General features: G+C 73.3%; 16 protein-coding genes and 2 pseudogenes. 5 read left to right on the top strand and 13 right to left on the bottom strand.

What is annotated here, in order from left to right; all coding sequences use genetic code 11:
* Nucleotides 1–276: 276 nt before the first annotated feature.
* The 6 genes from JKJ07_RS04950 to JKJ07_RS04925 all read right to left on the bottom strand — a co-directional run bounded on the left by JKJ07_RS04950 (nucleotide 277) and on the right by JKJ07_RS04925 (nucleotide 8,051).
* The gene (locus JKJ07_RS04950; protein ID WP_202990051.1) at nucleotides 277–1,356 is read right to left on the bottom strand and encodes a sporulation protein; all 1,080 of its coding nucleotides are present in this window, start codon (nucleotides 1,354–1,356) and stop codon (nucleotides 277–279) included.
* 49 nt (nucleotides 1,357–1,405) lie between these two features.
* Nucleotides 1,406–2,449 (bottom strand): hemolysin family protein, encoded by a 1,044-nt coding sequence (locus tag JKJ07_RS04945; RefSeq protein ID WP_202990050.1) that lies wholly within the window; start codon nucleotides 2,447–2,449, stop codon nucleotides 1,406–1,408.
* Nucleotides 2,446–3,738 carry a hemolysin family protein gene (locus tag JKJ07_RS04940; protein WP_202990049.1) on the bottom strand — a complete coding sequence of 431 codons (1,293 nt, stop codon included), beginning with the start codon at nucleotides 3,736–3,738 and terminating at the stop codon, nucleotides 2,446–2,448. Before JKJ07_RS04940 ends, JKJ07_RS04945 begins: the two co-directional genes overlap by 4 nt.
* Before the next feature lie 98 nt (nucleotides 3,739–3,836).
* Complete coding sequence (locus JKJ07_RS04935; protein ID WP_202990048.1) at nucleotides 3,837–5,459, bottom strand: serine/threonine-protein kinase; 1,623 nt, start codon at nucleotides 5,457–5,459, stop codon at nucleotides 3,837–3,839.
* Between the two features lie 65 nt (nucleotides 5,460–5,524).
* Nucleotides 5,525–6,175, bottom strand: coding sequence for a class F sortase (locus tag JKJ07_RS04930; protein WP_202990047.1), 651 nt, complete (start codon nucleotides 6,173–6,175; stop codon nucleotides 5,525–5,527).
* A gap of 1,027 nt (nucleotides 6,176–7,202) precedes the next feature.
* Nucleotides 7,203–8,051 carry a DUF4397 domain-containing protein gene (locus JKJ07_RS04925; RefSeq protein WP_202990046.1) on the bottom strand — a complete coding sequence of 283 codons (849 nt, stop codon included), beginning with the start codon at nucleotides 8,049–8,051 and terminating at the stop codon, nucleotides 7,203–7,205.
* Nucleotides 8,052–8,211: 160 nt separating this feature from the next.
* On the opposite strand from JKJ07_RS04925, the gene JKJ07_RS04920 reads away from it, so the two are divergent.
* Nucleotides 8,212–12,753 (top strand): ATP-dependent helicase, encoded by a 4,542-nt coding sequence (locus JKJ07_RS04920; protein WP_202990045.1) that lies wholly within the window; start codon nucleotides 8,212–8,214, stop codon nucleotides 12,751–12,753.
* A gap of 4 nt (nucleotides 12,754–12,757) precedes the next feature.
* On the opposite strand, the gene JKJ07_RS51590 is transcribed toward JKJ07_RS04920, so the two are convergent.
* The gene (locus tag JKJ07_RS51590) at nucleotides 12,758–13,555 is read right to left on the bottom strand and encodes a helix-turn-helix domain-containing protein (protein WP_202990044.1); all 798 of its coding nucleotides are present in this window, start codon (nucleotides 13,553–13,555) and stop codon (nucleotides 12,758–12,760) included.
* 86 nt (nucleotides 13,556–13,641) lie between these two features.
* Here JKJ07_RS51590 and JKJ07_RS04910 point away from each other — a divergent pair, with 86 nt between their 5' ends.
* Complete coding sequence (locus JKJ07_RS04910; RefSeq protein WP_202990043.1) at nucleotides 13,642–14,403, top strand: NAD(P)H-binding protein; 762 nt, start codon at nucleotides 13,642–13,644, stop codon at nucleotides 14,401–14,403.
* 11 nt (nucleotides 14,404–14,414) lie between these two features.
* On the opposite strand, the gene JKJ07_RS04905 is transcribed toward JKJ07_RS04910, so the two are convergent.
* Nucleotides 14,415–15,341 carry an LLM class F420-dependent oxidoreductase gene (locus JKJ07_RS04905; RefSeq protein ID WP_202990042.1) on the bottom strand — a complete coding sequence of 309 codons (927 nt, stop codon included), beginning with the start codon at nucleotides 15,339–15,341 and terminating at the stop codon, nucleotides 14,415–14,417.
* A gap of 84 nt (nucleotides 15,342–15,425) precedes the next feature.
* On the opposite strand from JKJ07_RS04905, the gene JKJ07_RS04900 reads away from it, so the two are divergent.
* Nucleotides 15,426–16,205, top strand: coding sequence for an SAM hydrolase/SAM-dependent halogenase family protein (locus JKJ07_RS04900; RefSeq protein ID WP_202990041.1), 780 nt, complete (start codon nucleotides 15,426–15,428; stop codon nucleotides 16,203–16,205).
* On the opposite strand, the gene JKJ07_RS04895 is transcribed toward JKJ07_RS04900, so the two are convergent.
* A complete protein-coding gene (locus JKJ07_RS04895) occupies nucleotides 16,199–16,864 on the bottom strand; it encodes a hemerythrin domain-containing protein (RefSeq protein WP_202990040.1) in 666 nt (221 codons plus the stop codon). The genes JKJ07_RS04900 and JKJ07_RS04895 overlap by 7 nt on opposite strands.
* Before the next feature lie 67 nt (nucleotides 16,865–16,931).
* Between JKJ07_RS04895 and JKJ07_RS04890 the strand changes: the two genes are divergently transcribed.
* Nucleotides 16,932–19,616, top strand: coding sequence for an AfsR/SARP family transcriptional regulator (locus JKJ07_RS04890; protein ID WP_202990039.1), 2,685 nt, complete (start codon nucleotides 16,932–16,934; stop codon nucleotides 19,614–19,616).
* Nucleotides 19,617–19,619: 3 nt separating this feature from the next.
* Complete coding sequence (locus JKJ07_RS04885) at nucleotides 19,620–20,411, top strand: DNA-formamidopyrimidine glycosylase family protein (RefSeq protein ID WP_202990038.1); 792 nt, start codon at nucleotides 19,620–19,622, stop codon at nucleotides 20,409–20,411.
* Here the strand turns inward: JKJ07_RS04885 and pspM are convergent.
* The 4 genes and pseudogenes from pspM to JKJ07_RS04870 form a co-directional block, all read right to left on the bottom strand.
* Complete coding sequence (gene pspM, locus JKJ07_RS04880; protein ID WP_202990037.1) at nucleotides 20,371–21,171, bottom strand: phage shock envelope stress response protein PspM; 801 nt, start codon at nucleotides 21,169–21,171, stop codon at nucleotides 20,371–20,373. The genes JKJ07_RS04885 and pspM overlap by 41 nt on opposite strands.
* Before the next feature lie 24 nt (nucleotides 21,172–21,195).
* Complete coding sequence (locus JKJ07_RS04875) at nucleotides 21,196–22,053, bottom strand: PspA/IM30 family protein (protein WP_202990036.1); 858 nt, start codon at nucleotides 22,051–22,053, stop codon at nucleotides 21,196–21,198.
* A gap of 302 nt (nucleotides 22,054–22,355) precedes the next feature.
* Nucleotides 22,356–22,463: pseudogene (locus tag JKJ07_RS52415) on the bottom strand (helix-turn-helix domain-containing protein); the annotation flags it as partial.
* Nucleotides 22,464–22,477: 14 nt separating this feature from the next.
* A pseudogene (locus JKJ07_RS04870) lies at nucleotides 22,478–22,742 on the bottom strand (helix-turn-helix domain-containing protein); the annotation flags it as partial.
* Between the last annotated feature and the right edge of the window lie 101 nt (nucleotides 22,743–22,843).

The following is a 22,843-nucleotide window of genomic DNA, read 5'->3' as shown; positions in this document are numbered from 1 at the left end:
GGCCCGGCCGGGTGCGCGGGGGCCGGCAGGGCCGGGCGGGTGCTGTCGCGCGGGAGCCGGCAGGGCCGGGCGGGTGCTGTCGCGCGGGAGCCGGCAGGGCCGGGCGGGTGCTGTCGCGCGGGAGCCAGCGGGGCCAGGCGGGTGCTGTCAGCCGGAGGACGGCGAGGCCGGGCGGGTGCTGTCAGGCGGGGTGCCGCGGGCGGCCCGGCCGTCGCTGGGCCGCCCGCGGGCGGGCCGTGCGTTCCGCCCCAAATGGGAGCGCACGGCCGGGGAGAGTCACTCCTCGTCGCCGCCGCCGTCGTCGTCGCCCTCGAAAGCCTCGTCCATGACCTCGCCGAGGATCATGCCGCCGACGACACCGCCGGCCACGCCCGCGGCCATCGCGCCCATGCCCATGCCGCCGCGGCCGTGACCGCCGTGGCCGGCGTAGTGGCCGTGGTGCCCGTAGCCGCCGCCGTGCCCGTAGCCGGGCGCGCCATAGCCGGGCGCGCCATAGCCGGGCGCGCCATAGCCGGGCGCGCCGTGGCCGCCGTAGCCGGGCCCGCCATAACCGGGTGCACCGTGGCCGAAGCCGCCGGCCGAGCGGAGGCCCTGGTAGCGGCCCGCCGCCTCGGAGACCCACTGCTCCACGACGGCGGCCCAGTCGGTTGTGTCGGCGTCGGCGTGCGAGACGCGGAAACGGCCGTACGCGTCGTGGCCGGGCTGCAGGAAGCCGCCCCGCTTGTCGAACTCGAGCACCACCTCGACGCCCTCCGGGTCGGCGATGAAGGTGACCTCGACCTCGTTGATCGCGCCGGCGTACTGCGGCGGCGGGTAGAACTCGATCTCCTGGTAGAAGGGCAGCGTCATGCGTACGCCGTAGATCGCGCCGTGCTCCAGGTCGGCGTTCTTGAACCGGAAGCCCAGCCGCGCGAACGCGTCGAGGATCCGCTCCTGCGACGGCAGCGGGTGCACCGACACGTGGTCGAGGTCGCCCTTGTCGACGGCCTTGGCCACGGACAGCTCCGTCCGCAGCCCCATCGTCATGCCGTGCAGCCGCTGGCCGTAGACGTCCGTGATCGGCGTCTCCCACGGCATCGGGAACGAGAACGGCAGGTCCCTGTTCTCGCCCTTGCGCAGCTGGAAGGCCCCGGCGACCGGCAGCCGGTGGAACTCGATGAGATTCTCGCCGTGCTCGGACTCGACCCGGGTCACCAGGCCGAGCACGATTCCCTCGATGGTGACGTCGTGGTCGCCGCCGGCGATCCGCACCTGGCCCTCCAGGGCCAGACCGGGCCGCGTGTTCGGGTTGGCCAGCACGGTGTCGACGGTCGGCCCGCCGACGCCGAAGGCGCGCATCATCTTCTTGAAAACCACCGGGTCATTCCTCCTTGAATCAACACTGGGGTGGCTTGAAACAAACAGCTCAGGCGCCCGCCGTGGCCGGCAAAGCGTCGGTCTCGTCGTCGAACCGGCCGATGACCTGCTCGAGCAGGTCTTCCAGGGCGACGAACCCGACCTGAGCCGACTCGTCGCCGGTCACGATGGCGAGCTGGGTGCGACCGGCGCGCAGGGCCTCGACCGCCTCGACCACGTTGACCCCGGCGTCGAGCAGGAAGGCGGGCTCCATCAGCTCGCCGGCGGTGGCGGCCCGGCCCGTCGCGCTGGCCCGGACGGCCTCGCGGACGTGCACGACCCCGACCACCTGCTCGTCGGCGCCGGTCACGGCGATCCGGGCGCGGCCGCTGGTCAGCGAGGCCAGCTCGATGTCGGCCACCGAGGCCGCCTCCGGCACCGACACCAGCTGCGCCGTGGGCAGCATGACGTCGCGTACGGGCAGGGAGGCCAGGGCCAGGACGCTGGTCAGCAGCTCACTCTGCTCGGCCTCGATCAGGCCCTCGGCCCGCGAGCGGTCGAGCAGGATGCGCATCTCGGCCGGGCCGTGGGCCTGGGCCAGCTGATCCTGCGGGTGCACCCCGAACGGCTTGAGGGCCAGGTTGGCCAGCGCGTTGAGCACGCGCAGGGCCGGGCCGACGATCCGGGCGTACATCCGGAAGGGCAGCGCCAGCAGGATGGCCGAGCGCTCCGGGTGGGTGATCGCCCACGACTTCGGCATCATCTCGCCGATCACCAGGTGCAGGAACGTGACGATGATCAGCGCCAGCAGGAACGCGATGACGTGGCTGGCCACGTCGGGCAGGCCGAGGGCGTGCAGCGCCGGGCCGAACAGGTGCTCCAGCGAGGGCTCGGCCAGCGCGCCCAGGCCCAGCGAGCACAGCGTGATGCCGAGCTGGGCGCCGGCCAGCATGACCGACAGCTCCTTGGTGCCGTCGAGCGCGGCCTTGGCGGCTCGGCTGCCCGAGGCGGCGGATTGTTCGAGGCGGTGCCGCTTGCTCGCCACGAGGGCGAACTCGGCGGCGACGAAGAAGGCGTTGCCGATCAGCAGCAACGTGACCCAGAGGGCGTTCATCGTGAGATCCGAACCGTGTGAGGAACGTGCCGGTCGACGCTTTCCACCCGTACGGAAAGGGACCCGCCGTTGAGGGTGACCGAGTCGCCGGCCTTGGCCACGCGCCCGAGCCGGGCCAGCACCAGGCCGGAGACCGTCTCGTAGTCGTCGCCCAGCGGCAGGTCGACGCCCGTGGCGTCGGTGATCTCATCGATCCGCCAGCGGGCCGGGACGAGCCAGGAGCCGTCGGGCTGACGCTCCGGGGCGGGCTCGGCCTCGTCGTCCTCGTCGCGGATCTGGCCGACCAGCTCCTCGGCGATGTCTTCGAGCGTGATGATGCCGGCGAAGCCGCCGAACTCGTCGACCACACAGGCGAGCTGGCGGTGGGCCGAGCGCAGCCGCTCGAGCACGGTCGGCAGGCGCAACGACGACGGCACCAGCACGGGGGCCGACATCACGGACGTGACGGTCGTCGTGGCACGGTCGGCGGGGGCGATGGCCAGGATGTCGGCGATGCTGACGACACCGACGATTTCGTCGACCACGTCACCCCGTACGGGGAAACGGGATCTGTGGGTGTCGAGGAGGGCGACGACATCGGCCGCCGTGGCAGTGGCGGGAACGGTGTGGACGTCGACGCGCGGAATCATCGCCTCGGCCGCCGTGCGCCCGCGGAAGTCGAGACCGCGGTCGAGCAGCAGGGACAGGTCGGCGTCGAGCCCGCCGTTGGCCCGCGACTCGCGGATGATCTGCTCGAGATCCTCCTCGGTCGCGCCCTCGGGCAGCTCCTCGATCGGCTCGATGCCGATGCGGCGCAGCAGGCCCGCGGCCGTGCGGTCGAAGAGCCGGATGATCGGGCCGAACACCGTGAGATACATCAGCGTCGAACGGCTGAGCACCTTGGCCAGGGTCTCGGCGCGGGCGATCGCGAGGTTCTTCGGGGCCAGCTCGCCGAACACCATCTGCACGATGGTGGCGATGAGCAGGGCCGCGGCGACCGAGATCGGCATGCTGACCGCGGTCGGCACGCCGGCCCCGTCGAGCAGCGCGGACAGGCCCTCGCCGATGAACGGCTCGGCCACGTAACCCACGAGGAGCGCGGTCACGGTGATGCCGAGTTGTGCCCCGGAGAGAACGAAGGAGAGACGCTCGGTGACCTTGAGAGCTCGGGCGGCGGCCTGATCGCCGTTCTCGGCATCGGCGCGAAGCTTGCCACGGTCGGCTGCGACATAGCCGAACTCTTGCGCGACGAAATAGCCGGTGACGGCGGTCACCACAAGCACCAGGAGAAGGCCGGTGACGATCAACACGGCCGGGGGAATCTGACGGGACGCCGGGCCGAGCCCGGCTGTCTACTGCCACTCATGACCGCAGACCCTAGCAACCGACGCTGAAGGATTGCTGTGAGTCAGCCGCCCGGCCGCTGGGCGTAAAAGGTGGTCAGGACCATGTTGATCTTTGCCAGGTCGCCGGTCCAGTCGAAGTCGCGGGTGACCCAGCTGATCGCGAAGCCGCGGCCCGCCTTGACGAACCAGCGGGTCTGGGCGTGCATGAGCACCCCGTCCCGTTCGAACCGGTATTCCCAGTCCGCGGTCTTGTTCAGCAGTGGTGTCGGTTCCAGCGCCAGCTCCTCGTAGCCGGGCAGGGCACCCGCTCGCACCAGCCGGGTCGCCTCGGCGCGGCACGCCTCGACCGGGTCGCCGGCCGGGTTGCGCCCGGTGTCGAGGCTCAGCACGGTGTCGCCGACCGGGTCCCGGAAGCAGTACGTGGTGCCGATCCGCTGCCACGACCAGCCGTCCGGCACGGGCATGTGGATGCCGGAGTTGTTGGTGAAATATGACCAGCCGGGGAACAGGGACCAGCCGCTGACGCCGCGCGACGCGCCCTTGAGCGGAAGCACGGGCAGGCCGGGCGGCGCCGGGCGGTCGCAGGCCAGGGCCGAGAAACCGGCGGCCACCGGCTTCGCGCTCGCCGGCGCCGCAGGCGACGCCTCGGTCTCGTCCCTGACCAGATAGCCGGCCAGGATGCCGCCCACGCCGAGCACGGCGACCAGCGCGAGACCGGCCGCGACCAGGCTCGGGCGGGCCGGCGGCTGCCTCTCCTCGAAAGGCAGCTCGACAGGACTGTGCGCCCGCACCTCGGCCGACTGATCAACTTCGGCCGAGATGATGGCCCGCACCCGCCGCGGCGACGGCACCTTGGGCGGCACCGGGGTGGAGGCGACGATCATGCGGAGGCGGCGCTCGGTCTCGGCCGCGGTGAGCCGGTCGCGCGGGTGGCGGCGCAGCAACCCGGTCAGCACGGGACCGAGCATCCCGGCCCGGGCGGGCGGGTCCGGCTCCTCGGTGGCCAGCGCCATCAGGGTGGCCATGGCGTTCTCGCGCGCGTACGGGGAGCGGCCCTCGACGGCGGCGTAGAGCGTGGCGCCCAGCGACCACAGGTCGGACTCGGGCAGCGAAGTGCCGTCGCGGGCGCGCTCGGGCGACACGTACTGCGGGGAGCCGACAACCAGGCCGGGACCGGTGACGGCGCCGTCGTCGACAAACGTGGCCAGGCCGAAATCGGTCAGCACCACGCGACCGTCGTGGCCGATCAGCACGTTGTGCGGCTTCACGTCGCGATGCAGCACCCCGGCCGCGTGGGCGGCGCGCAACGCGTCGAGCAGGGCCACCCCGATGCGCGCGGCGGTGGCCGGCGAGAACGGGCCGTCCTCGTGGATGACCTGGTGCAACGAACGCGACGGCACATACTCCATGACGATCCACGGGAGGCCGTCGGCGTGCACGACGTCATAGATGCGGACCACGTGCGGATGGTTGAGCCGGCCGGCGCTGCGGGCCTCGCGCAGGGTGCGATCGCGCAGGCGGGCGCGCTCCTCGTCGCTCATCCACTCGGGCGGGACGAACTCCTTGACTGCCACGTCACGGTCGAGCATCTCGTCGCGGGCACGCCAGACCCGGCCCATGCCGCCCGAGCCGACCGGTTCGCCCAGGCGATACCGACCGGCGACGAGCATGCGTGCGACCGCCATCCCGCCCCCACCCGTCGACCCGATCTCCACCATAGACACGGCCCTCCGGACAGCGGAACGACTATTCACCCGGCCACCGCGTAGACCACGAGGTTGTCGCGGTAGGAGCGCAGCGATCGATCGAAGACGCCGCCGCACGTGATGAGGCGCAGCTGGCGGTCCGGGGTGGGGCCGTACACCTCCTCCGTCGGGAATTCGGACTTCGGATACCAGCGGATTGCCGTGACGGTGAAAGTCACGAGCTCGCCCCCGCGGACCACGTCGAGGCGATCGCCGGGGGTGAGCTCGCGCAGGCGGTAGAAGACGGCGGGGCCGTCCTTGGAGTCGACGTGGCCGGCTATGACCGCGGGGCCGGTGTCGCCGGGGGCGGTGCCGGCGGCGTACCAGCCGGCCTGGGCGAACTTGACCGGGGGTTGCAGGGCGCCGTCGCGGCCGATCTCCAGGGTCTCGAGTGGAGTGTCGACCTTGATCGCGCCTATGCGGAGCCTGGTGGGGGCGCCGCTGGGGGCGGCAGCGACGCTGCCGAAGGGGTCGCCGGCGGGACGTCCGGCCTCGGCGCTTCTTTCCGCCGTTTTTTCGGGCGTGGCGGCGCTTTCAATCGCAGGGCTGGCCCCGACCCCGACTCCGGCCCATCGGCCCAGTTCGGCGGGGGTGCGGCCGGTGACAGCGAGGTATCCGCCCGCGGCGACCACGGCAGCGATGGCAGCGGCCGTCATCGGCAGCGCCAACCCCCTCTTTGGTACTGGTCCAGGGCGGTCCTTTCGTAGCTGTTCAGGCGCGGCGACGGGCGGAAGACTCGTGCCGTCAGGGACAAAGGCGTTTCCCCGTACGGCGGAAGGAGTGCTCATGGACACGGGATGATCGGGGCTGGCCGCCCGAATGGCCGGCGCGACGATCGTGACCGGCTCCGCCGGGTCCTCGTCTCGCGCGCTCACTTCCCGCGCGCTCCCACCCCCCGCGACGCCGACCGGCGCGTTCTTCGCAACCTCGTCCCGCGCGTTCCCTCTCTTCGCCTCGTCGAGCGCGTTACCCCTCTCGGCGGTTTCCTGCCACGCGCTGCTCCTCTCCGCGATCCCCTCTCGCTCGTTCGCCCTGTCCGCGACTTCCTCCCGCCCGCTGCCCCTCTCAGCGATCCCCTCCCGCGCGTTCCCCTTCTCCGCAACCTCGTCTCGCGCGCTTCCCGTCTCCGCGATCTCCTCCTGAGGGGCGGACGGGGGTTCCGGCTGGGCGTGCGGGAAGACGCGGCGGGGGAAGGGGGCGGCGGCCTGGCCCAACCTCAGTTTCCGGCTCGGTTTGGGGCGCGGGATCGAGAGGGCGCCGGGCACGAGGGCTCGGGCCCTTATCGTTCCGGGCTTGACGACTTTGGCCTGGCCGCGGGCGATCCAGCTGATCTCGCCCTCGGCGAGCGGTGGCACGATCGGGACGGGGATCGCCTCGTAGTCGGCCGACGACGGACGGACCGGCGTTTCGGGCTGGGCCAGAGCCTCCCTCTGAGCCGGCGCCTCACGCTGCGGCAGGGCCACCAGCCGGGCTGCCGTCTCATGCTGGGGCGGGGCGTCGCGCAGGGGCGGGGCGTCGCGCTGGGGCGGGGCGTCGCGCAGGGGCGGGGCGTCGCGCTGCGGCGAGGCGTCGCGCTGGGGTGCTGTGACGGGGGCGTGCGGGGTAGCTGGTGCGCTCCGTGCTCGGCGGCCCGGCAGTTCGATGATCAGCGGGGTGTCGGAGTCGTCGGCTTTCACCGGGGCCTCAGGCCGTGCGCGACCGGCGGCGGAGGGCGAGCACCGACGCCGCGGCGATCAGGGCGGCGGCCGCGGCCGCGGTCAGGGTGCCCGTGATCGGGGCGGCGGGGGCCGTGCCGCCGGCGCCGGTGGCAACGCTGCCCAGCGGGACAGTGCCTTGGCGTTCGGCGTCGACGTGCAGTTCCGGTTTGAGGCCGCCCGCGTCGTCGTCGAGCACGATCAGCGAATAGACGCTGCCCGCGCCCAGTGTGCAGGGCAGCTCTTCGGCACCGCCGCCGCCCGCGGGCACGACTCGGACGCTCCACCGGCCGGGGTTGACCTCGCGGTAGGCCGTCGTGGTGGCGAACTGGACGCCGTCCGCGATCTTCGCGCCGTTCTTGCCCGCCACGTCGAGCACGGGAGCCTTGACCGAGGCCTGGATGATGCGCACCTTCGACTTGCCGGGGTCGGGCAGGCGCAGGTCGTCCTTGAGCACGCGCAGGCCCAGGTCGGCGAAGCGGCCCACCCCCGCGACCGTGTAGGCGCCTTTGTTCTGCACGCCGACCTCGGTCGTGATCACCGGCTGCTCGCTCGCGGGAGCGCCGACCCTGCGCATGGCGACCTGATAGGCCCCGGCGGGCAGGCGCAGATAACGGGACATGTCGCCGTAGGCCACCGCGCGGAACGTCTGCGGCTCGACCGCGCCGGAGGTCGACCGCAGATAGACGTCGACCGCGGGGGTGTCGGGTGACAGGTGTGCCAGCCGCACATACCCACTGCCCTCGGCGGCGTGGGCCGGGGCCGCGCCGAGCAGCACGAGCGTCAGCGTCGCGGCGCCGGCCGCGAGGCGCCGCAGGGGACGGATCGGGAGGATCATGGAGCCTCCTTTCAGTGGCGCCCATGTATATCCAGCGCCACTCGATCGCACCATGGTGCGCGAGGTCAGGAAATTTCGCTGCCCGGACGTCCCGCCCATGCCCGGATGACCATTTCGCGGCGGTTCTGTTTTTGTCGTACCCCCGAGGGAGCATGGGTTCATGCAAGAAGTCCTGGAGCAGTTCGGCCCCGCCACCCGCGAGTGGTTCACGGCAGCGTTCGCCGCGCCCACCGCGGCGCAGGCGGGCGCCTGGCGGGCGGTCGGCGCGGGGCGCAACGCCCTCGTCGTCGCGCCCACCGGCTCCGGCAAAACGCTGGCCTCGTTCCTCTGGTCGCTCGACCGGCTGGCCCGCGAGCCCATGCCCGAGGATCCGAAGCGCCGCTGCCGGGTGCTCTACGTGAGCCCGCTCAAGGCGCTGGCGGTCGACGTCGAGCGCAACCTGCGGGCCCCGCTCACGGGCATCCGCCAGGCGGCCGGGCGGCTCGGGCTCGCCCCGCCCGACATCACGGTCTCCATGCGTACGGGGGACACTCCGGCCGACGAGAGGCGACTTTTCGCCCGCACCCCGCCCGACATCCTGATCACCACCCCCGAGTCGCTGTTCCTGCTGCTCACGTCGGCCGCGCGCGATTCGCTGCGCGGGGTCGAGACGGTGATCGTCGACGAGGTGCACGCGGTCGCGGCGACCAAGCGCGGCGCGCATCTGGCGCTCTCCCTCGAGCGGCTCGACGCGCTGCTCGGCCGCCCGGCCCAGCGCATCGGCCTGTCCGCCACCGTGCGGCCGATCGACGAGACGGCCCGGTTCCTCGGCGGGGCGCACGACGTCGAGATCGTCCAGCCGCCCAGCGCCAAGACGATCGAGGTCTCGGTCGAGGTCCCGGTCGAAGACATGACCCGCCTCGACGAGGCGCCCGAGGTCGACCCCGACGATCCGGGCGCGGGCCGCAACTCGCCGTCGATCTGGCCCGCCGTCGAGGAGAGGGTGCTCGATCTCATCCAGGGCCACCGCTCGACGATCGTCTTCACCAACTCCCGTCGCGGCGCCGAGCGGCTCTGCGCGCGCATCAACGAGCTGGCCGCCGAGCGCGCCGGGGTCGAGCTGACCGAGCCGGCGAAGCCCCCGGCCCAGGTCATGGCCCAGGCCGGCCAGTCGGGCGGCGCGCCCCCGGTGGTCGCCCGGGCCCACCACGGCAGCGTCTCGCGCGAGGAGCGCAAACAGATCGAGGAGGCGCTGAAATCCGGCCTCCTGCCCGCCGTGGTCGCCACCTCCAGCCTCGAGCTCGGCATCGACATGGGCGCGGTCGACCTCGTGGTGCAGATCGAGGCGCCGCCGTCGGTCGCGGCCGGGCTGCAGCGCATCGGCCGGGCCGGTCACCAGGTCGGCGCGGTCTCGCGGGGGGTGGTCTTCCCCAAGCATCGGGGCGACCTCGTCTCGTGCGCCGTGGTGGCCGACCGGATGAGCGCCGGCGCGATCGAGGAGCTGCGTTATCCGCGCAACCCGCTCGACGTGCTGGCCCAGCAGATCGTGGCGATGGTCTCGCTCGACGCGTGGCAGGTCGACGAGATGGCCGCACTGGTGCGCCGGGCCGCGCCGTTCGCCGAGCTGCCCGAGTCGGCGCTGCACGCGGTGCTCGACATGCTCTCCGGGCGCTATCCGTCGACGGCCTTCGCCGAGCTGCGCCCCCGCCTGGTGTGGGATCGCGGCACCGACGAGCTGACCGGCCGGCCCGGCGCCCAGCGGCTCGCCGTCACCAGCGGCGGCACGATTCCCGACCGGGGCATGTTCGGCGTCTTCCTGGCCGGTTCCGAGCGCGCGTCCCGGGTCGGCGAGCTCGACGAGGAGATGGTCTACGAGTCCCGGGTGGGCGACGTGTTCCTGCTCGGCTCGACGTCGTGGCGCATCGAGGACATCACGCCCGACCGGGTGCTGGTCTCTCCCGCGCCCGGCGCCCCGGCCCGCATGCCGTTCTGGAAGGGTGACTCCCCCGGCCGGCCGATCGAGCTGGGCCGCGCGATCGGCGCCCAGCTGCGCGCGCTGACCCGGGCCGATGACGAGAAGGCGACTGCCACGCTGCGCGAGTCCGGGCTCGACGAGTGGGCCGCGGGCAACCTGGTGGCCTATCTGCGCGAGCAGCGCGAGGCGACCCGCAACCTGCCCGACGACCGTACTGTGGTGGTCGAGCGCTTCCGCGACGAGCTGGGCGACTGGCGCATGACCGTCCACTGTGTGCTCGGAGCCAAGGTCAACGCGCCCTGGGCGCTGGCCATCGCGCGCCGGCTCTCGGAGCGCTACGGCGTGGACGGCCAGGTCATGCCCTCCGACGACGGCATCGTGGTGCGCCTGCCCGACACGGCCGAGGAACCGCCCGGCGCCGACCTGGTCGCGTTCGACCCCGAGGAGATCACGCAGCTGGTCGAGGAGTCGGTGGGCACGTCGGCGCTGTTCGCCTCCCGGTTCCGCGAGTGCGCGGCCCGGTCGCTGCTGCTGCCCCGCCGCGACCCGCGCCGCCGCCAGCCGCTCTGGCAGCAGCGGCAGCGCTCGGCCCAGCTGCTCGACGTGGCCCGCGAGTTCGCCGATTTCCCGGTCACGCTCGAGGCCGCCCGCGAATGCCTGCAGGACGTGTTCGACCTGCCCGGCCTGACCGGCCTGATGCGCGAGCTGGCCGGCCGCAAGGTGCGCCTGGTCGAGGTCGAGACCCCGCGGCCCTCGCCGTTCGCCCGGTCCCTGCTGTTCGGCTATGTCGGGGCCTTCCTCTACGAGGGCGACGCCCCGCTCGCCGAGCGGCGCGCGGCCGCCCTGGCCCTCGACTCCACCCTGCTCGGCGAGCTGCTGGGCCGGGTCGACCTGCGCGAGCTGCTCGACCCCGAGGTGGTCGGCGAGACCGAGGCGCAGCTGCAGTGGCTGACCACGCAACGCCAGCCGCGCGACGCCGAAGACGCGGCCGAGCTGCTCCGGCTGCTGGGTGACCTCTCCCCGACCGAGCTGGCCGTGCGCGGCGTCGAGGAGTCCTGGCTGTCCACCTTGGAGCAGAATCGCCGGGCGATCCGCATCCGGGTGGCCGGCGAGGAGCGCTGGATCGGCATCGACGACGCCGGCCGTTATCGTGACGCGCTCGGCGTGGCCCTGCCGGTCGGCCTGCCCGAGGCCTATCTGTCGTCGGTCGCCGACCCCCTCGGCGATCTGGTGGCTCGTTACGCGCGCACGCACGGCCCGTTCGCCGCGACCACCTGCGCGGCCCGGTTCGGGCTCGGCGTCTTCGTGGTCGAGCAGGCCCTCAAGCGGCTCTCGGCGACCGGCCGGGTGGCGCAGGGCGAGTTCTCCCCCGGCGGCGCGGGCAACGAGTGGTGCGACGCCGAGGTGCTGCGCATGCTGCGGCGCCGGTCGCTGGCCGCCCTGCGCCGCGAGATCGAGCCGGTGCCGCCGCGCGTGCTGGCCGCCTTCTTGCCGCGCTGGCACCAGATCGGCGGCAACGCCCGCGGGATCGACGCGCTGGCCGCCTCGATCGAGCAGCTGCAGGGCATCGCCGTGCCCGCCTCGGCCTGGGAGCGGCTGGTGCTGCCGGCGCGCGTGGCCGACTACGCGCCGCCCATGCTCGACGAGATGAGCAGCGGCGGTGACGTGCTCTGGGCCGGTTCCGGGTCGATCGGCAACAACGACGGGTGGATCACGCTGGCCTACGCCGACGCCGCTCCCCTGCTGCTGCCGCCGCCCGACGACGAGTTCGCGGCGACACCGCTGCACCAGTCAGTGCTCGACGCGCTCGGCGACGGGCAGGCGCTGTTCTTCCGCTCGCTCTCCGACCGGGTCGGCGCCACCGACGACACCGCCCTGGCCGCCGTCGTGTGGGATCTGGTCTGGGCCGGTCACCTCACGAACGACACGCTCGCCCCGCTGCGGGCCCTGCTCGGCGGCAGCGGCGCCCACAAGTCAAAAGCAGCCCCCGCCCGTACGAGATATCGCCGCCCCGGCCGCCCGGTGATGCCGGCCCGCAGCGGTCCGCTCATGATGGCCGGTCGCTGGTCCCGCCTGCCCGACCGCGACCTCGACCCCACCCGTCGCGCCGCCGCCCTGGCCGACCTGCTGCTCGAACGGCACGGCGTGGTCACCCGGGGCGCGGTCATGTCGGAGGGCCCGGTCGGCGGCTTCGCCGGGGTCTATCCGGTGCTCGGCGCGCTGGAAGAGCGGGGCGCGGCCCGCCGGGGCTATTTCGTCGAGGGCCTGGGGGCGGCGCAGTTCGCCGTGCCCGGCGCGGTCGATCGCCTGCGGGCCTTGGCCGAGCCGGCCGAGCTGGCCAAGCGCACCGGGGCCACGGCCGTGGTGCTGGCGTCGACCGACCCCGCCAACCCTTACGGCGCGGCGCTGCCCTGGCCCGAGCGCATCATCGACAGCGGCGACGGCGAGCCGGTCGCCAAGGCGGGCCATCGCGCGGGCCGCAAGGCGGGCGCCCTGGTCGTGCTGGTCTCCGGCGAGGTCGTCCTCTACGTCGAACGCGGCGGCCGCACCCTGCTGTCCTTCGTGGACGATCCCGAGGCCCTGATCGCGGCCGGCCAGGCCCTGGCCGCCGCGGTGCGGTCGGGCGCGCTGGGCGCCATGTCGGTCGAGCGCGCCGACGGCGAGTCGGTCCACTCCTCCCCGCTGCGCGACGCGCTGACCGCGGCCGGCTTCCGCGCCACGCCGAGGGGGTTGCGCCTGCGGGGCTGACTCCCTACGAGTGTGTGGAATCCGGCACGCGGCTCAGGTCGGCGCAGGGTGTCGTGGGCGGGAGACGGCCGGCTGCGTAGGCGGCGGGGGTCACGCCCATGAACGAGCGGAAGTCGCTGATCATGTGGGCCTGATCGAAGAAGCCGGCGTCGTCGGCCACGGCGGCCCATGTATGGGTGGCGTCGGCCTGGTCGAGAACGCGGCGCACGCGGGTGATGCGGGCGTAGTGCTTGGGTGAGAGGCCGGTTTCGCGGGCGAAAAGGTTGCGGAGGTGGCGTTCGCTGACACCCAGGCCGGCGGCCACGTCGGTCAGGCGGGGCACAGTGGACATCGCCCGCACGGCCGCCACCAGCAGACCGCCTGCGCTCATTGCCGAAGTCCGGTCGATGATCGGCAGAGTGCTGAAGCCCCGGGCAGGGGCCGATCCGCGGATGCGGCCCGCGACGGCGGCCTGCATCAGGGTGAGCACCTGTGGGGTGTCGTCGCCCGCCGCGAAGAGCGACTCGGTCAGTTCGGCGGCGGCCGGCCCCCAGAGGTCGGTCAGGGGCAGCGTCTTGTCGACCAGGGCGTGAACCGGCACGCCTAGCACGGCTCGGGCCACGCCGGGGCGCAGGCGCAGCCGTACGCAGACGGGGACGCCCTTGACCGGGTGGTAGCGGCCCCGGGTGCGCGGCCCCACCACGTACAGGTCGCTTTGGCCGGTTGTCGTGGTGCGGAACGCGAGCGCCGTGGCGGGGTCGGGGAGCTGGACCGCCGTCGTGCCCTCGGTCAGGCTGGCGATCACCTCGGGGTCGGCTAGCACGGGTCCACGCTAGCCCGCCGGCGTGCGGCCGGGGAGTGCCGAAACTTCCAATACGCCGGGCCCAAGTACGCGGCACGGTGGGCGGCATGATTCTCGTTCTCGGTGCCACCGGCACCACCGGCTCCGCCCTGGTCGAGACGCTGCTCGCCCGCCATCACACCGTCACCGCGGTCACCCGCGATCCGGCCCGCGTCGCGCCGAGGAAGGGCTTGACCGTCACGACCGGGATCGTTCCGGCCGACGCGATCTATCTGGTCGCGCCGCCGGGGCCGGAGATTCCGGAGCACGACCGGCGCAATCTGCGGGCCGCCCTCGACGCGGGGATCGGCCGGGTGGTCAAGCTGTCGGCCATCGGGACCGACGACGACCGGCTGGGCGGCTGGCATCAGCCCGGCGAGGAGGCGGTCCGGACGAGCGGGCTGCGGTGGACGATCCTGCGGCCGACCACGTTCGCGTCGAACTCGCTGGCCTGGGTGCCCGGCATCAAGGCGGGTCGGCCGGTCGCGAACTTCTGGGGTGACGGCAAGCAGGGTGTGATCGATCCGGCCGACATCGCCGAGGTCGCCGCCGAGGCGCTGACCGGCGACGACCATCATGGACGGACCTACACGCTGACCGGGCCCGAGCTGATCACAGTGCCCGAGCAGGTGGCGGTGCTCGGCGAGATTCTCGGGGTGGAGGCCACCGCGAACGACACGCCACCGGAGGGGGTCGGCGTCTTCGCGGACGGCGCCCGTTTCGTCCGCGACGGCCACAACGCGATCGTCACCGGCGAAGCCGAACAGGTTCTCGGTCGCCGGCCGGCCCCGTTCCGCGCCTGGGCCGGCCGCAACCGCGCGAGATTCTGAGGAGGAAGAGGTCAGAGCTGCGGCGCCACCGCGGAGGCGACCAGCTCGATGTGGTCGAGGTCGCCCAGGTCGAGCACCTGCAGGAACATGCGCGAGGCGCCCGCCGAGGCATAAGCCCGAATGATCTCGGCGGCCTGGTCGGGCGTGCCGACCACGCCCCCGTTCTCGCGCATCTCGTCGACCTCGCGACCGATCGCCGCGGCCCGCCGCTTGACCTCGGCGTCGTCGCGGCCCACGCAGAGCACCGCCGCGGCCGAGAACGCGGGCGGCGTCGTCCGCCCGATGGCCGTCGAGGCCGCGCGCACCCGCTCGTACATCGGCGCGATGTCGGCGACCTTGGAGAACGGGACGTTGAACTCGTCGGCGAAGCGGGCGGCCAGCGCCGGGGTCCGCTTCTTGCCGTGGCCGCCGACGATCACCGGCGGGCGCGGCGCCTGGGCCGGCTTGGGCAGGGCCGGCGAGTCGTTGAGCTGGTAGTGCTTGCCCTGGAAGTCGTACGTGCGGCCGAGCGGCGTCGACCACAGCCCGGTGATGATCTCGAGCTGCTCCTCGAGCCGGTCGAAGCGCTCGCCGACCGGCGGGAACGGGATGCCGTACGCGGTGTGCTCGGCCTCGAACCACCCGCCGCCGAGCCCGAACTCGATGCGGCCGCCGCTGATCTGGTCGGCCTGGGCGACCGCGATGGCCAGCGGGCCCGGCAGCCGGAAGGTGGCCGAGGTGACGAGCGTGCCGAGCCGGATGCGGGAGGTCTGCACCGCCAGCGCGGCCAGGGTCAGCCACGCGTCGCTGGGCCCGGGCAGCCCGTCGCCGCCCATCGTGAGGTAGTGGTCGGAGCGGAAGAACCCGTCGTAGCCGCTGGCCTCGGCGGTCTGCGCGACCTTGCGCAGATCGTCGTGGCTTGCCCCCTGCTGGGGCTCGGTGAAGATCACGAGACGCATGACCCAACCCTGCCAGATCACCCCCGGCGCGCCCTGTGGAACCTGCCACACACGATCCGTAGCAAGGCAGTAACGTTTCCCACCATGGCCGGGTATGCATGGATCAGCCTCACCACCGACTACGGAACGTTCGACGGCTTCGTCGCGGCGTGCCACGGGTCGATCGCCCGCATCGCGCCTGATGTGCGCGTCATCGACGTCACGCACCACGTGCCCCCGGCCGATGTGGCCCGCGGCGCGGCCGTGCTGGCGCAGACGGCGCCGCATCTGCCGCCGAGCGTGCATGTCGCCGTGGTCGATCCCGGCGTGGGCACCTCCCGCCGGGGCGTCGTGCTCACCACGCCGGGCGGCCTGCTCGTCGGCCCCGACAACGGCCTGCTGATCTGGGCCGCCGAGGCGCTGGGGGGCATCGACGCGGCCCACGAGATCCGCGGTGACGTCCCCGTCTCCAGCACTTTCCACGGGCGTGACGTCTTCGCCCCGGCGGCGGCCCGGCTCGCCCTCGGGAGCAAGCCCGCCGAGGCCGGCCCCGAGATCGACAAAGCTTCCCTCGTACGCCTGCCCGACCCGATCGTCACGTCCGGCGACGGCTGGATCGAGGCCGAGGTGCTGACCGTCGACCGGTTCGGCAACGTCCAGCTGGCCGCCGGCGGCGACATGCTGCGCGGCCTGGGCAACGACCTGGTGCTCAACGGCACGGTCAGCGCCCGTCTGGGCAGCACGTTCGCCGACGTCGACCAGGGCGACCTGCTCGTCTTCACCGACTCGGCGGGTCACGTGGCGATCGCCGTCAACAACGGCCGCGCCGTCGTCGTGCTGTCGGTCACCCCGGGCGACGTCGTCAAGATCGCCACCCGTCAGTAGGCGCGGATCCGGTCGCGCGACGCGGCGTAGGTCCGTTCCCCGGCGAGCCGCCACAGCAGCCGTACGGGCCAGGGCAGTTCGCCGAGGAAGCGGCGCCGTTCCGCCGGCGAGGCCTCCTCGAGGAGCGAGCCCAGAAAGACGAGCGCCATCTTGCCCTTGGGCAGCACCTCCTTGCCCCGGTCACCGACCGCCTTCCACTCGGCCGGGGTGAGGTGCTCCTCGATCAGCGGCAGGATCTCGCGCTCCTCGTCGGCCAGGTGCTCGTCGAGGGCGACCGCCGCCTGCGCGATCACGTCGGCCAGCCCGTCCCGGTCGGCGGCGAGCGCGCTGTCCCGCCACCGCGGCAGGATCTCGGTGATCTTTTCGAGCGGCTCGTGCAGGCGGTGGTGCTGCGCCTCCATGCGGTGGATCAGCGCGGCGTGCAGCTGCGCGCGCCGCAGCAGGAGCGGCCAGACCAGGTCGTCCTCGGCACTGTGATGGTGGTGCAGCCCGAGCGCGAGGTTGGCCAGGTGGGCGCCGAGCACCTCGGCGCGGGTCGTGTCGCCGGGCGCGACCGCGCGCACCAGGGCGGGCAGAATGCGGAACTCGCGCCGGAACACCCGGTGGACGACGACCATGTCCCAGGTGTCGGTGCGTTCGATGGTGGCAGCCGAAGTCATGCGTCAACGGTCGCAACGTCTACTTGCAGACTGCCTGCAAGCGGCCTGCACTCCTATGCTCTGACCCGTGCTGATCGGCAAGGTGCTCGGGTCCACCGAGATCGAGGTGGACGGCGTGGTCGCCGACCTCGGCGGTCCGCTGCCGCGGCGGCTCGTCACCGCGTTGCTCGCCGCCGAGGGCCGGCCGGTCGCGGAGCCCACGCTGGCCGAGGCGATCTGGGGTGACGAGGCGCCCGCCAGCCCGACGTCCTCCCTGCAGGCGAACGTCTCCCGGCTGCGTCGCACGCTGGGCCGCCCGGCCCTGGCCCGGGCCGGCGAGGGTTATCGGCTCGCCGTCGACGACACCGACGCGGCCCGGTTCGCGGCCGATGTGCGGCGCGGTCGCGAGCTGCTGGCCGACGAGCGCCCGGGCGAGGCGTTGCGCCTGTTCGACTCGGCCCTGGCCCGCTGGCGGGGTGACGCCTACGCCGACCTGCCGCACACCTACGCCCGCCCGGCGCTCGAGGAGCTGCGCGCCGTGGCCGAGGAGGAGCGCCTGGCCGCGCGTCTGACCGCGGGCGACGCACCCGGCGTGACCGGCGACCTGGAGGCGGCCGTCACCGCTCAGCCCTATCGCGAGCGCCGCTGGGAGCTGCTCATCCTCGCGCTCTATCGCGGTGGCCGGCAGGCCGACTCGTTGGCCGCGCTGCGCCGCGTGCGTAAGCGGCTCGCCGACGACCTGGGCATCGATCCCGGCCCGGCGCTGCAGGAGCTCGAGGGCCGCCTGCTCGCCCAGGATCCGGGGCTGCTGCTGGCGTCCCGGCCCGCTCCCGCCGTACGGCCGCTCTCGCATTTCTTCGGACGCGCCGCCGAGCTGGCCGCCCTGAGCGAGCTGCTCGCTTCCGCGCGCCTGGTCACGCTGGTCGGCCCGGGTGGAGCGGGCAAGACCCGGCTGGCCATCGAATACGCGGCCGCGCGTGACCCCTGGTTCGTGCGCCTGGCCGACGTGACCGAGCCGGCCCTGGTGCCCGCGGCCGTCGCCGCGGCCGCCGGGGTGCGCGGCGCCACGACCGACGCGATCGCCACCGCGCTGGGCGATCGGCCCGGCCTGCTGCTGCTCGACAACTGCGAGCACGTCGTGGCGGCGGCCGCGGAGCTGACCCTCGGCCTGCTTGCCCGCTGTCCCCGCCTGCGGGTGCTGGCCACGAGCCGGGAGCCGCTCGCGGTCGACGGCGAGCGGCTGCTCCCGGTGGCGCCGCTGCCCGCGGCCGACGCGATCGCGCTGCTGACCGACCGGATCACCGCCGTACGCCCCGGCTGGCGCCCCGGCCCCGAGGAGTCGGCGACGCTGACCCGCCTGGCCGCGGCCCTCGACGGCATCCCGCTGGCCCTGGAGCTGGCGGCCGCCCGGGCTCGCGTGCTGGGCCTGGCCGAGCTGCTGGACATGCTGCACGACCGGTTCCCGGCGCTGGGCCCGGTGCCGCGCGGCGCGCTCGCTCCGCACGAGACGCTCGAGGCCGCCGTGGCCTGGAGCGTCGACCTGCTCGGGGCGGACGACCGGGCGATGCTGCTGCGGCTGTGGCCGTTCGAGGGCGGCTTCCCGCTGTCGGCCGTCGAGGACGACCTGGACGCCCTGTCGTCGCTGGTGGCCCGCTCGGTGGTGGTGGCCGACACGACGGTCACGCCGGCCCGCTACCGGCTGCTGGAGATCGTCCGGGCGTACTGCCGGCAGCACGACCCCGACCGGGAGGACAGCCGGGAGCGGCACGCGGCCTGGGTGCGCCGGCTGGTCGAGCGGCACGCGCCCCTGCTGCGCGGCGACCGCTCGGCCCACTCCGTCCGCCTGCTCAACCGCGAGCTCGCCAACCTGCGGGCCGGCATCGTGCACGACCTCGGCGTCCGCCCCGCCGCGGCGCTGCGCACGGCCGGCCTGCTGGAGTGGCTCTGGTTCCGCGGCGGGCTGGTCGCGGAGGGGCTGCCGCTGCTGCGCGCCGCGCTGGCCGCCGCCCCGGACGCGCCGGCGACCGACCGGGCCCGGGCCCACCTGGGCGCCTCGATGCTGCGCTACATGTCGGGCGACCAGGGCGCGACCGACGACCTCTACGAAGGCCTCGACCTGCTGGGCGACGGACCGGACCACGACGGCGCGATCCTGGCCACGCAGGCCGCCTACTACGAGTCGCTCTACTGGTCGTTCCGCGGCGACTTCGAGCGGGCGATCGCGCCCGCCCGTCGCTCCATCGCGCGGTCGACCACGCTCGGCGAGGAGTGGATCCGGCCCGCGGCCGAGATGTCGCTCGGCGCCGCCCTGGCCGGTGCGGGCGAGCTCGACGAGGGCCGCCGGGTGCTGGCCGCGGCCCGCGAGCAGGCGATCGCGCGCGGCCAGGGCTGGACGGCCGCCATGTGCGGGCTGCTGCTGGCCCGGGCGCTGCTCGCGAGGCCCGCCCAGCCCGGGGCGGCGCTCTCCGTCGTACGGGAAGCTCTTGATCTTTTCGACGCCGAGGACGACGTCGGCAACGTGCTGGCCGGGTTGCACACCGGGGCGTACGCGATGGTCCTGACCGGACGGGTCGCCGAGGCCGCGCGCCTGTTGGTGGCCGTGCGCCGAGCCGCCGGCCGCCGCGGCCTCGACCCCGACCTGGCCGACCCGATCCGGGCCGCCGCCCTGGCCGCGGCGATCCCGCAGACCGAGCTCGAGGCGGCCGAGGGCAACGATGATCAGGACGAGTCGGCCCTGCTCGCGTTGCTCGGACCGAAAAGCGGGAACACTTAGGCCATGCCCGAGGGCGATACCGTCTGGAACACCGCGCGCGTGATCGAGAAGGCGCTGCAGGGTGACGTGCTGACCGGCTCCGACTTCCGGGTGCCGCAGCTCGCCACCACCGACCTCAGCGGATGGCTGGTCGCCGAGTCGGCCAGCCGCGGCAAGCATCTGCTGCTGCGGCTGACCCGCGACGGTCAGACGCCGCTCACGCTGCACTCACACCTGCGCATGGAGGGCGCCTGGCGGGCGTACGCGCCGGGGGAACGCTGGACGGGCCGCCCGGCATACCTGATCCGCGTCGTGCTGCGCACCCAGCGGTCGGTCGCCGTCGGCTATCACCTGCACGAGCTAGCGCTCTATCCGACGGCCGAGGAGGAACGGCACGTCGGGCATCTCGGGCCCGACCTGCTGGGCGCCGACTGGGATGCCGACGAGGCCGTACGCCGGATCGCCGAGCACCCTGACACGACCATCGCCGAGGCCCTGCTCGACCAGCGCAACCTGGCCGGGGTCGGCAACCTCTACAAGGCCGAGACCCTGTTCCTGCGTGGACTGTGGCCGTGGACGCCGGTGTCGCAGGTGGCCGACCTGACCGGGACCGTCACGCTGGCGCAGAAGCTGGTCGCCTCGAACCGCGGGCGCTGGACGCAGACCACGACCGGCTCGCTGCGGCGCGGCGAGACCAGCTATGTCTACGGGCGGCGCGCGAAGCCGTGCCGGCGGTGCGGAAGCGCGATCCAGAAGGACGAGAAGGGCGAACGGATCACGTACTGGTGCCCGCGTTGTCAGCCGCGGCCTGCTTGAACACCGTGGTGGGGGTCCGCTTGAGCTCGGACAGGCCCTCGGCGAAGCCGCGCAGCCGGTCGGTCGCGTCGATGAGGCTGCCCAGGGCCGGATGCGCGCCCTCGGCGACCGGGTGGCCGTCCTCGGCGACGTAACTCGCGGCCGCCGCGACCAGCCGCTCGTACGCGTCGACGCCCTCGGTGAACTGCGTGGCCAGCGACCCGTGCGACTCGACCAGGGCCGCGCGCTGGTCGGGCGGGGTCAGCGGCAGGGCCCGTTCGACGCTGGCCACCCGCTGGCCGAGATCGCGCAGCCACTCCTCGGCCACGGCCGCCTCGAGCAGGGCGCCCTCGCCGGGGCCGTGCAGCCGGCCGGCCAGCGCGGTCAGGGTGGCCGAGGCCCGGTCGAGCCTGTCCCACGCCTGGGTGATCTCGGAGCCGCGCAGGGCGTAGCGGTTCTTCTGCCGGCGCACCTCGTTCATCACCGTGCGCCCGGCCGGGAACCGCTCGAGGGCCGCGGTCAGCTTGGCCCCGGGCAGCACCGGCGGGGGCGGGGGCGGCGCCGGGGTGGCGGCCAGCTCACGATGGTCGCTGTGCCGCCACCAGGCCAGCGCGATCGACGAGCCGGCGGCACCGGCCCAGATCGCGTCGGCCCAGCCGATCCCCGCATAGGGAGTGAGGACGGCGGTGGCCGCGGCCAGCCCGCCTCCCAGCACGCTCCACCGCCGCGCCGAACCGCGCAGCCGCTTGAGTCGCCGGAAGTATCTGGTCCGCTCGTCCACCGTCGCCCTCCCCGTGGATCTAACTCAGCCGGCGGCGGTCGTGTCGCCGCGCTTCTGATTCATGCTGGCCCGGATCTCGTCGAGCCGGGCGACGCTGGCCGGGTCGGCCGACGGACCGGCCTGCTCGACCGCGGGCTGCGCCGGAGCGGCGCCGAGCTTGTCGCCCGCCATGCTGGCGCGGATCTGCTCGAGCCGGGACGAACCGGCCATGTCGAGGCTGGACTTCTGCACCTCGAGCATGCGGCCCTCGACCGAGTTGCCGGCCAGCTCGGCGCGGCCCATCGCGTCGGCGTAGCGGCGCTCGATCTTGTCGCGCACCTCGTCGAGCGACGGGGTGTTGCCCGGCGCGGCCAGCGACGACATCGACTCGAGCGACTTGGCCACGGTCTCCTGCATTTTGGCCTGCTCGAGCTGGCTCAGCAGACGCGAGCGCTCGGCGATGCGCTGCTGCAGCACCATGGCGTTGTTCTCGACGGCCTTGCGGGCCTGGCCCGCCGCCGAGAGCGCCTGGTCGTGCAGCGTCTTGAGGTCTTCCATCGACTGCTCGCCCGAGACCAGCTGGGTCGCGAGCGTCTGGGCGGTGGACTCGTACTTCTGGGCCTCGGACTCGTCGCCGCCGGCGCGGGCCCGGTCGGCCAGGACGAGCGCCTGCCGCGCCATGCCCTGCAGCTTCTCGACCTCGGACATCTGCCGGGACAGCTTCATCTCCAGCTGACGCTGGTTGCCGATCACCGCCGCAGCCTGCTGCACGAGGGCCTGGTGCTGGCGCTGTGCGTCCTCGATGGCCTGCTGGATCTGGACCTTGGGGTCGGCGTATTCATCAATCTTCGCGCCGAAGAGCGCCATCATGTATCGCCAGCCCTTGACGAACGGATTCGCCATCTCGCGGTATCCCCTCAATGTCGCTCAGTCGGGTCCGCCACCGACGCAGATCGAGGAGCTGTCGCGATGGCGAGTTACCTGGTGTGGTCATGCCATCGTGTCAGCTCGACGCCACCGACGTCACGTGACCTCCGGGGGATCTCAGGGTGTCCCCCAGGCTTCGAGGCTACGCGCTATCCCCGGTCGGGGTCGATCCCGAGGGGCCGTCCCCGAGGAGCCACAGCAACCTCACAGGGCACAAATAGGAAACGGGCCGGATCCGCTCCAATAAAGAGCGGACCCGGCCCGATTCAAATGATCTCTCAGGCGGCGTACACGACGTCGCGATGCTGCTTTCGAGTGGCGTGCAGAGTCGCCTTGAGCGGCGAATCCTGACGGACCTTGACCGACACACTGCCGTCGCTGGTGACGGTCTTCTTGTTGTCGTCGACCGGCACGAGCACCCCGTCCATGTCCTCGGCGAGGGACAGCGTGTCGCTGACCTCGATGAGGAGCTCGGAGAGACGGGCGCCGAGCGCGTCGCAGATGGCGGCGAGCAGCTCGCTGGACGCTTCCTTCTGACCGCGCTCGATCTCGGACAGGTATCCCAGGCTGACGTTCGCGGCGGTGGACACCTCGCGCAGCGTGCGGTGCTGCCCCTGCCGGCGCGCCCGTAGTGCGTCGCCGATGACCCGGCGTAGCAGGACCATGGCACCTCCTCCTGCGGCGGGGCCGCCGGCACACGCCGGAGGCTTCCCGCAACCGTACCCGCTGCCGACGATACCGACATCCCGCCCCGCCGAATTCTGGG

It is taken from the genome of Paractinoplanes lichenicola (assembly GCF_016785085.1).
In the GTDB taxonomy this organism is placed as follows: domain Bacteria; phylum Actinomycetota; class Actinomycetes; order Mycobacteriales; family Micromonosporaceae; genus Actinoplanes; species Actinoplanes lichenicola.
The sequence above is the reverse complement of the archived record's forward strand: the minus strand, read 5'-3'. Positions and strand labels throughout refer to the sequence as shown.

What these genes read in the sequence shown, in the direction of transcription:
- JKJ07_RS04885 (WP_202990038.1), top strand. Translation starts at nt 19,620, where the DNA reads ATGCCCGAGGGCGATACCGTCTGGAACACCGCGCGCGTGATCGAGAAG.
- JKJ07_RS04930 (WP_202990047.1), bottom strand. Translation starts at nt 6,175, where the DNA reads ATGACGGCCGCTGCCATCGCTGCCGTGGTCGCCGCGGGCGGATACCTC.
- JKJ07_RS04900 (WP_202990041.1), top strand. Translation starts at nt 15,426, where the DNA reads ATGGCCGGGTATGCATGGATCAGCCTCACCACCGACTACGGAACGTTC.
- JKJ07_RS04935 (WP_202990048.1), bottom strand. Translation starts at nt 5,459, where the DNA reads ATGGCGGTCGCACGCATGCTCGTCGCCGGTCGGTATCGCCTGGGCGAA.
- JKJ07_RS04895 (WP_202990040.1), bottom strand. Translation starts at nt 16,864, where the DNA reads ATGACTTCGGCTGCCACCATCGAACGCACCGACACCTGGGACATGGTC.
- JKJ07_RS04925 (WP_202990046.1), bottom strand. Translation starts at nt 8,051, where the DNA reads ATGATCCTCCCGATCCGTCCCCTGCGGCGCCTCGCGGCCGGCGCCGCG.
- JKJ07_RS04875 (WP_202990036.1), bottom strand. Translation starts at nt 22,053, where the DNA reads ATGGCGAATCCGTTCGTCAAGGGCTGGCGATACATGATGGCGCTCTTC.
- JKJ07_RS04945 (WP_202990050.1), bottom strand. Translation starts at nt 2,449, where the DNA reads ATGAACGCCCTCTGGGTCACGTTGCTGCTGATCGGCAACGCCTTCTTC.
- JKJ07_RS04910 (WP_202990043.1), top strand. Translation starts at nt 13,642, where the DNA reads ATGATTCTCGTTCTCGGTGCCACCGGCACCACCGGCTCCGCCCTGGTC.
- JKJ07_RS04920 (WP_202990045.1), top strand. Translation starts at nt 8,212, where the DNA reads ATGCAAGAAGTCCTGGAGCAGTTCGGCCCCGCCACCCGCGAGTGGTTC.
- JKJ07_RS04905 (WP_202990042.1), bottom strand. Translation starts at nt 15,341, where the DNA reads ATGCGTCTCGTGATCTTCACCGAGCCCCAGCAGGGGGCAAGCCACGAC.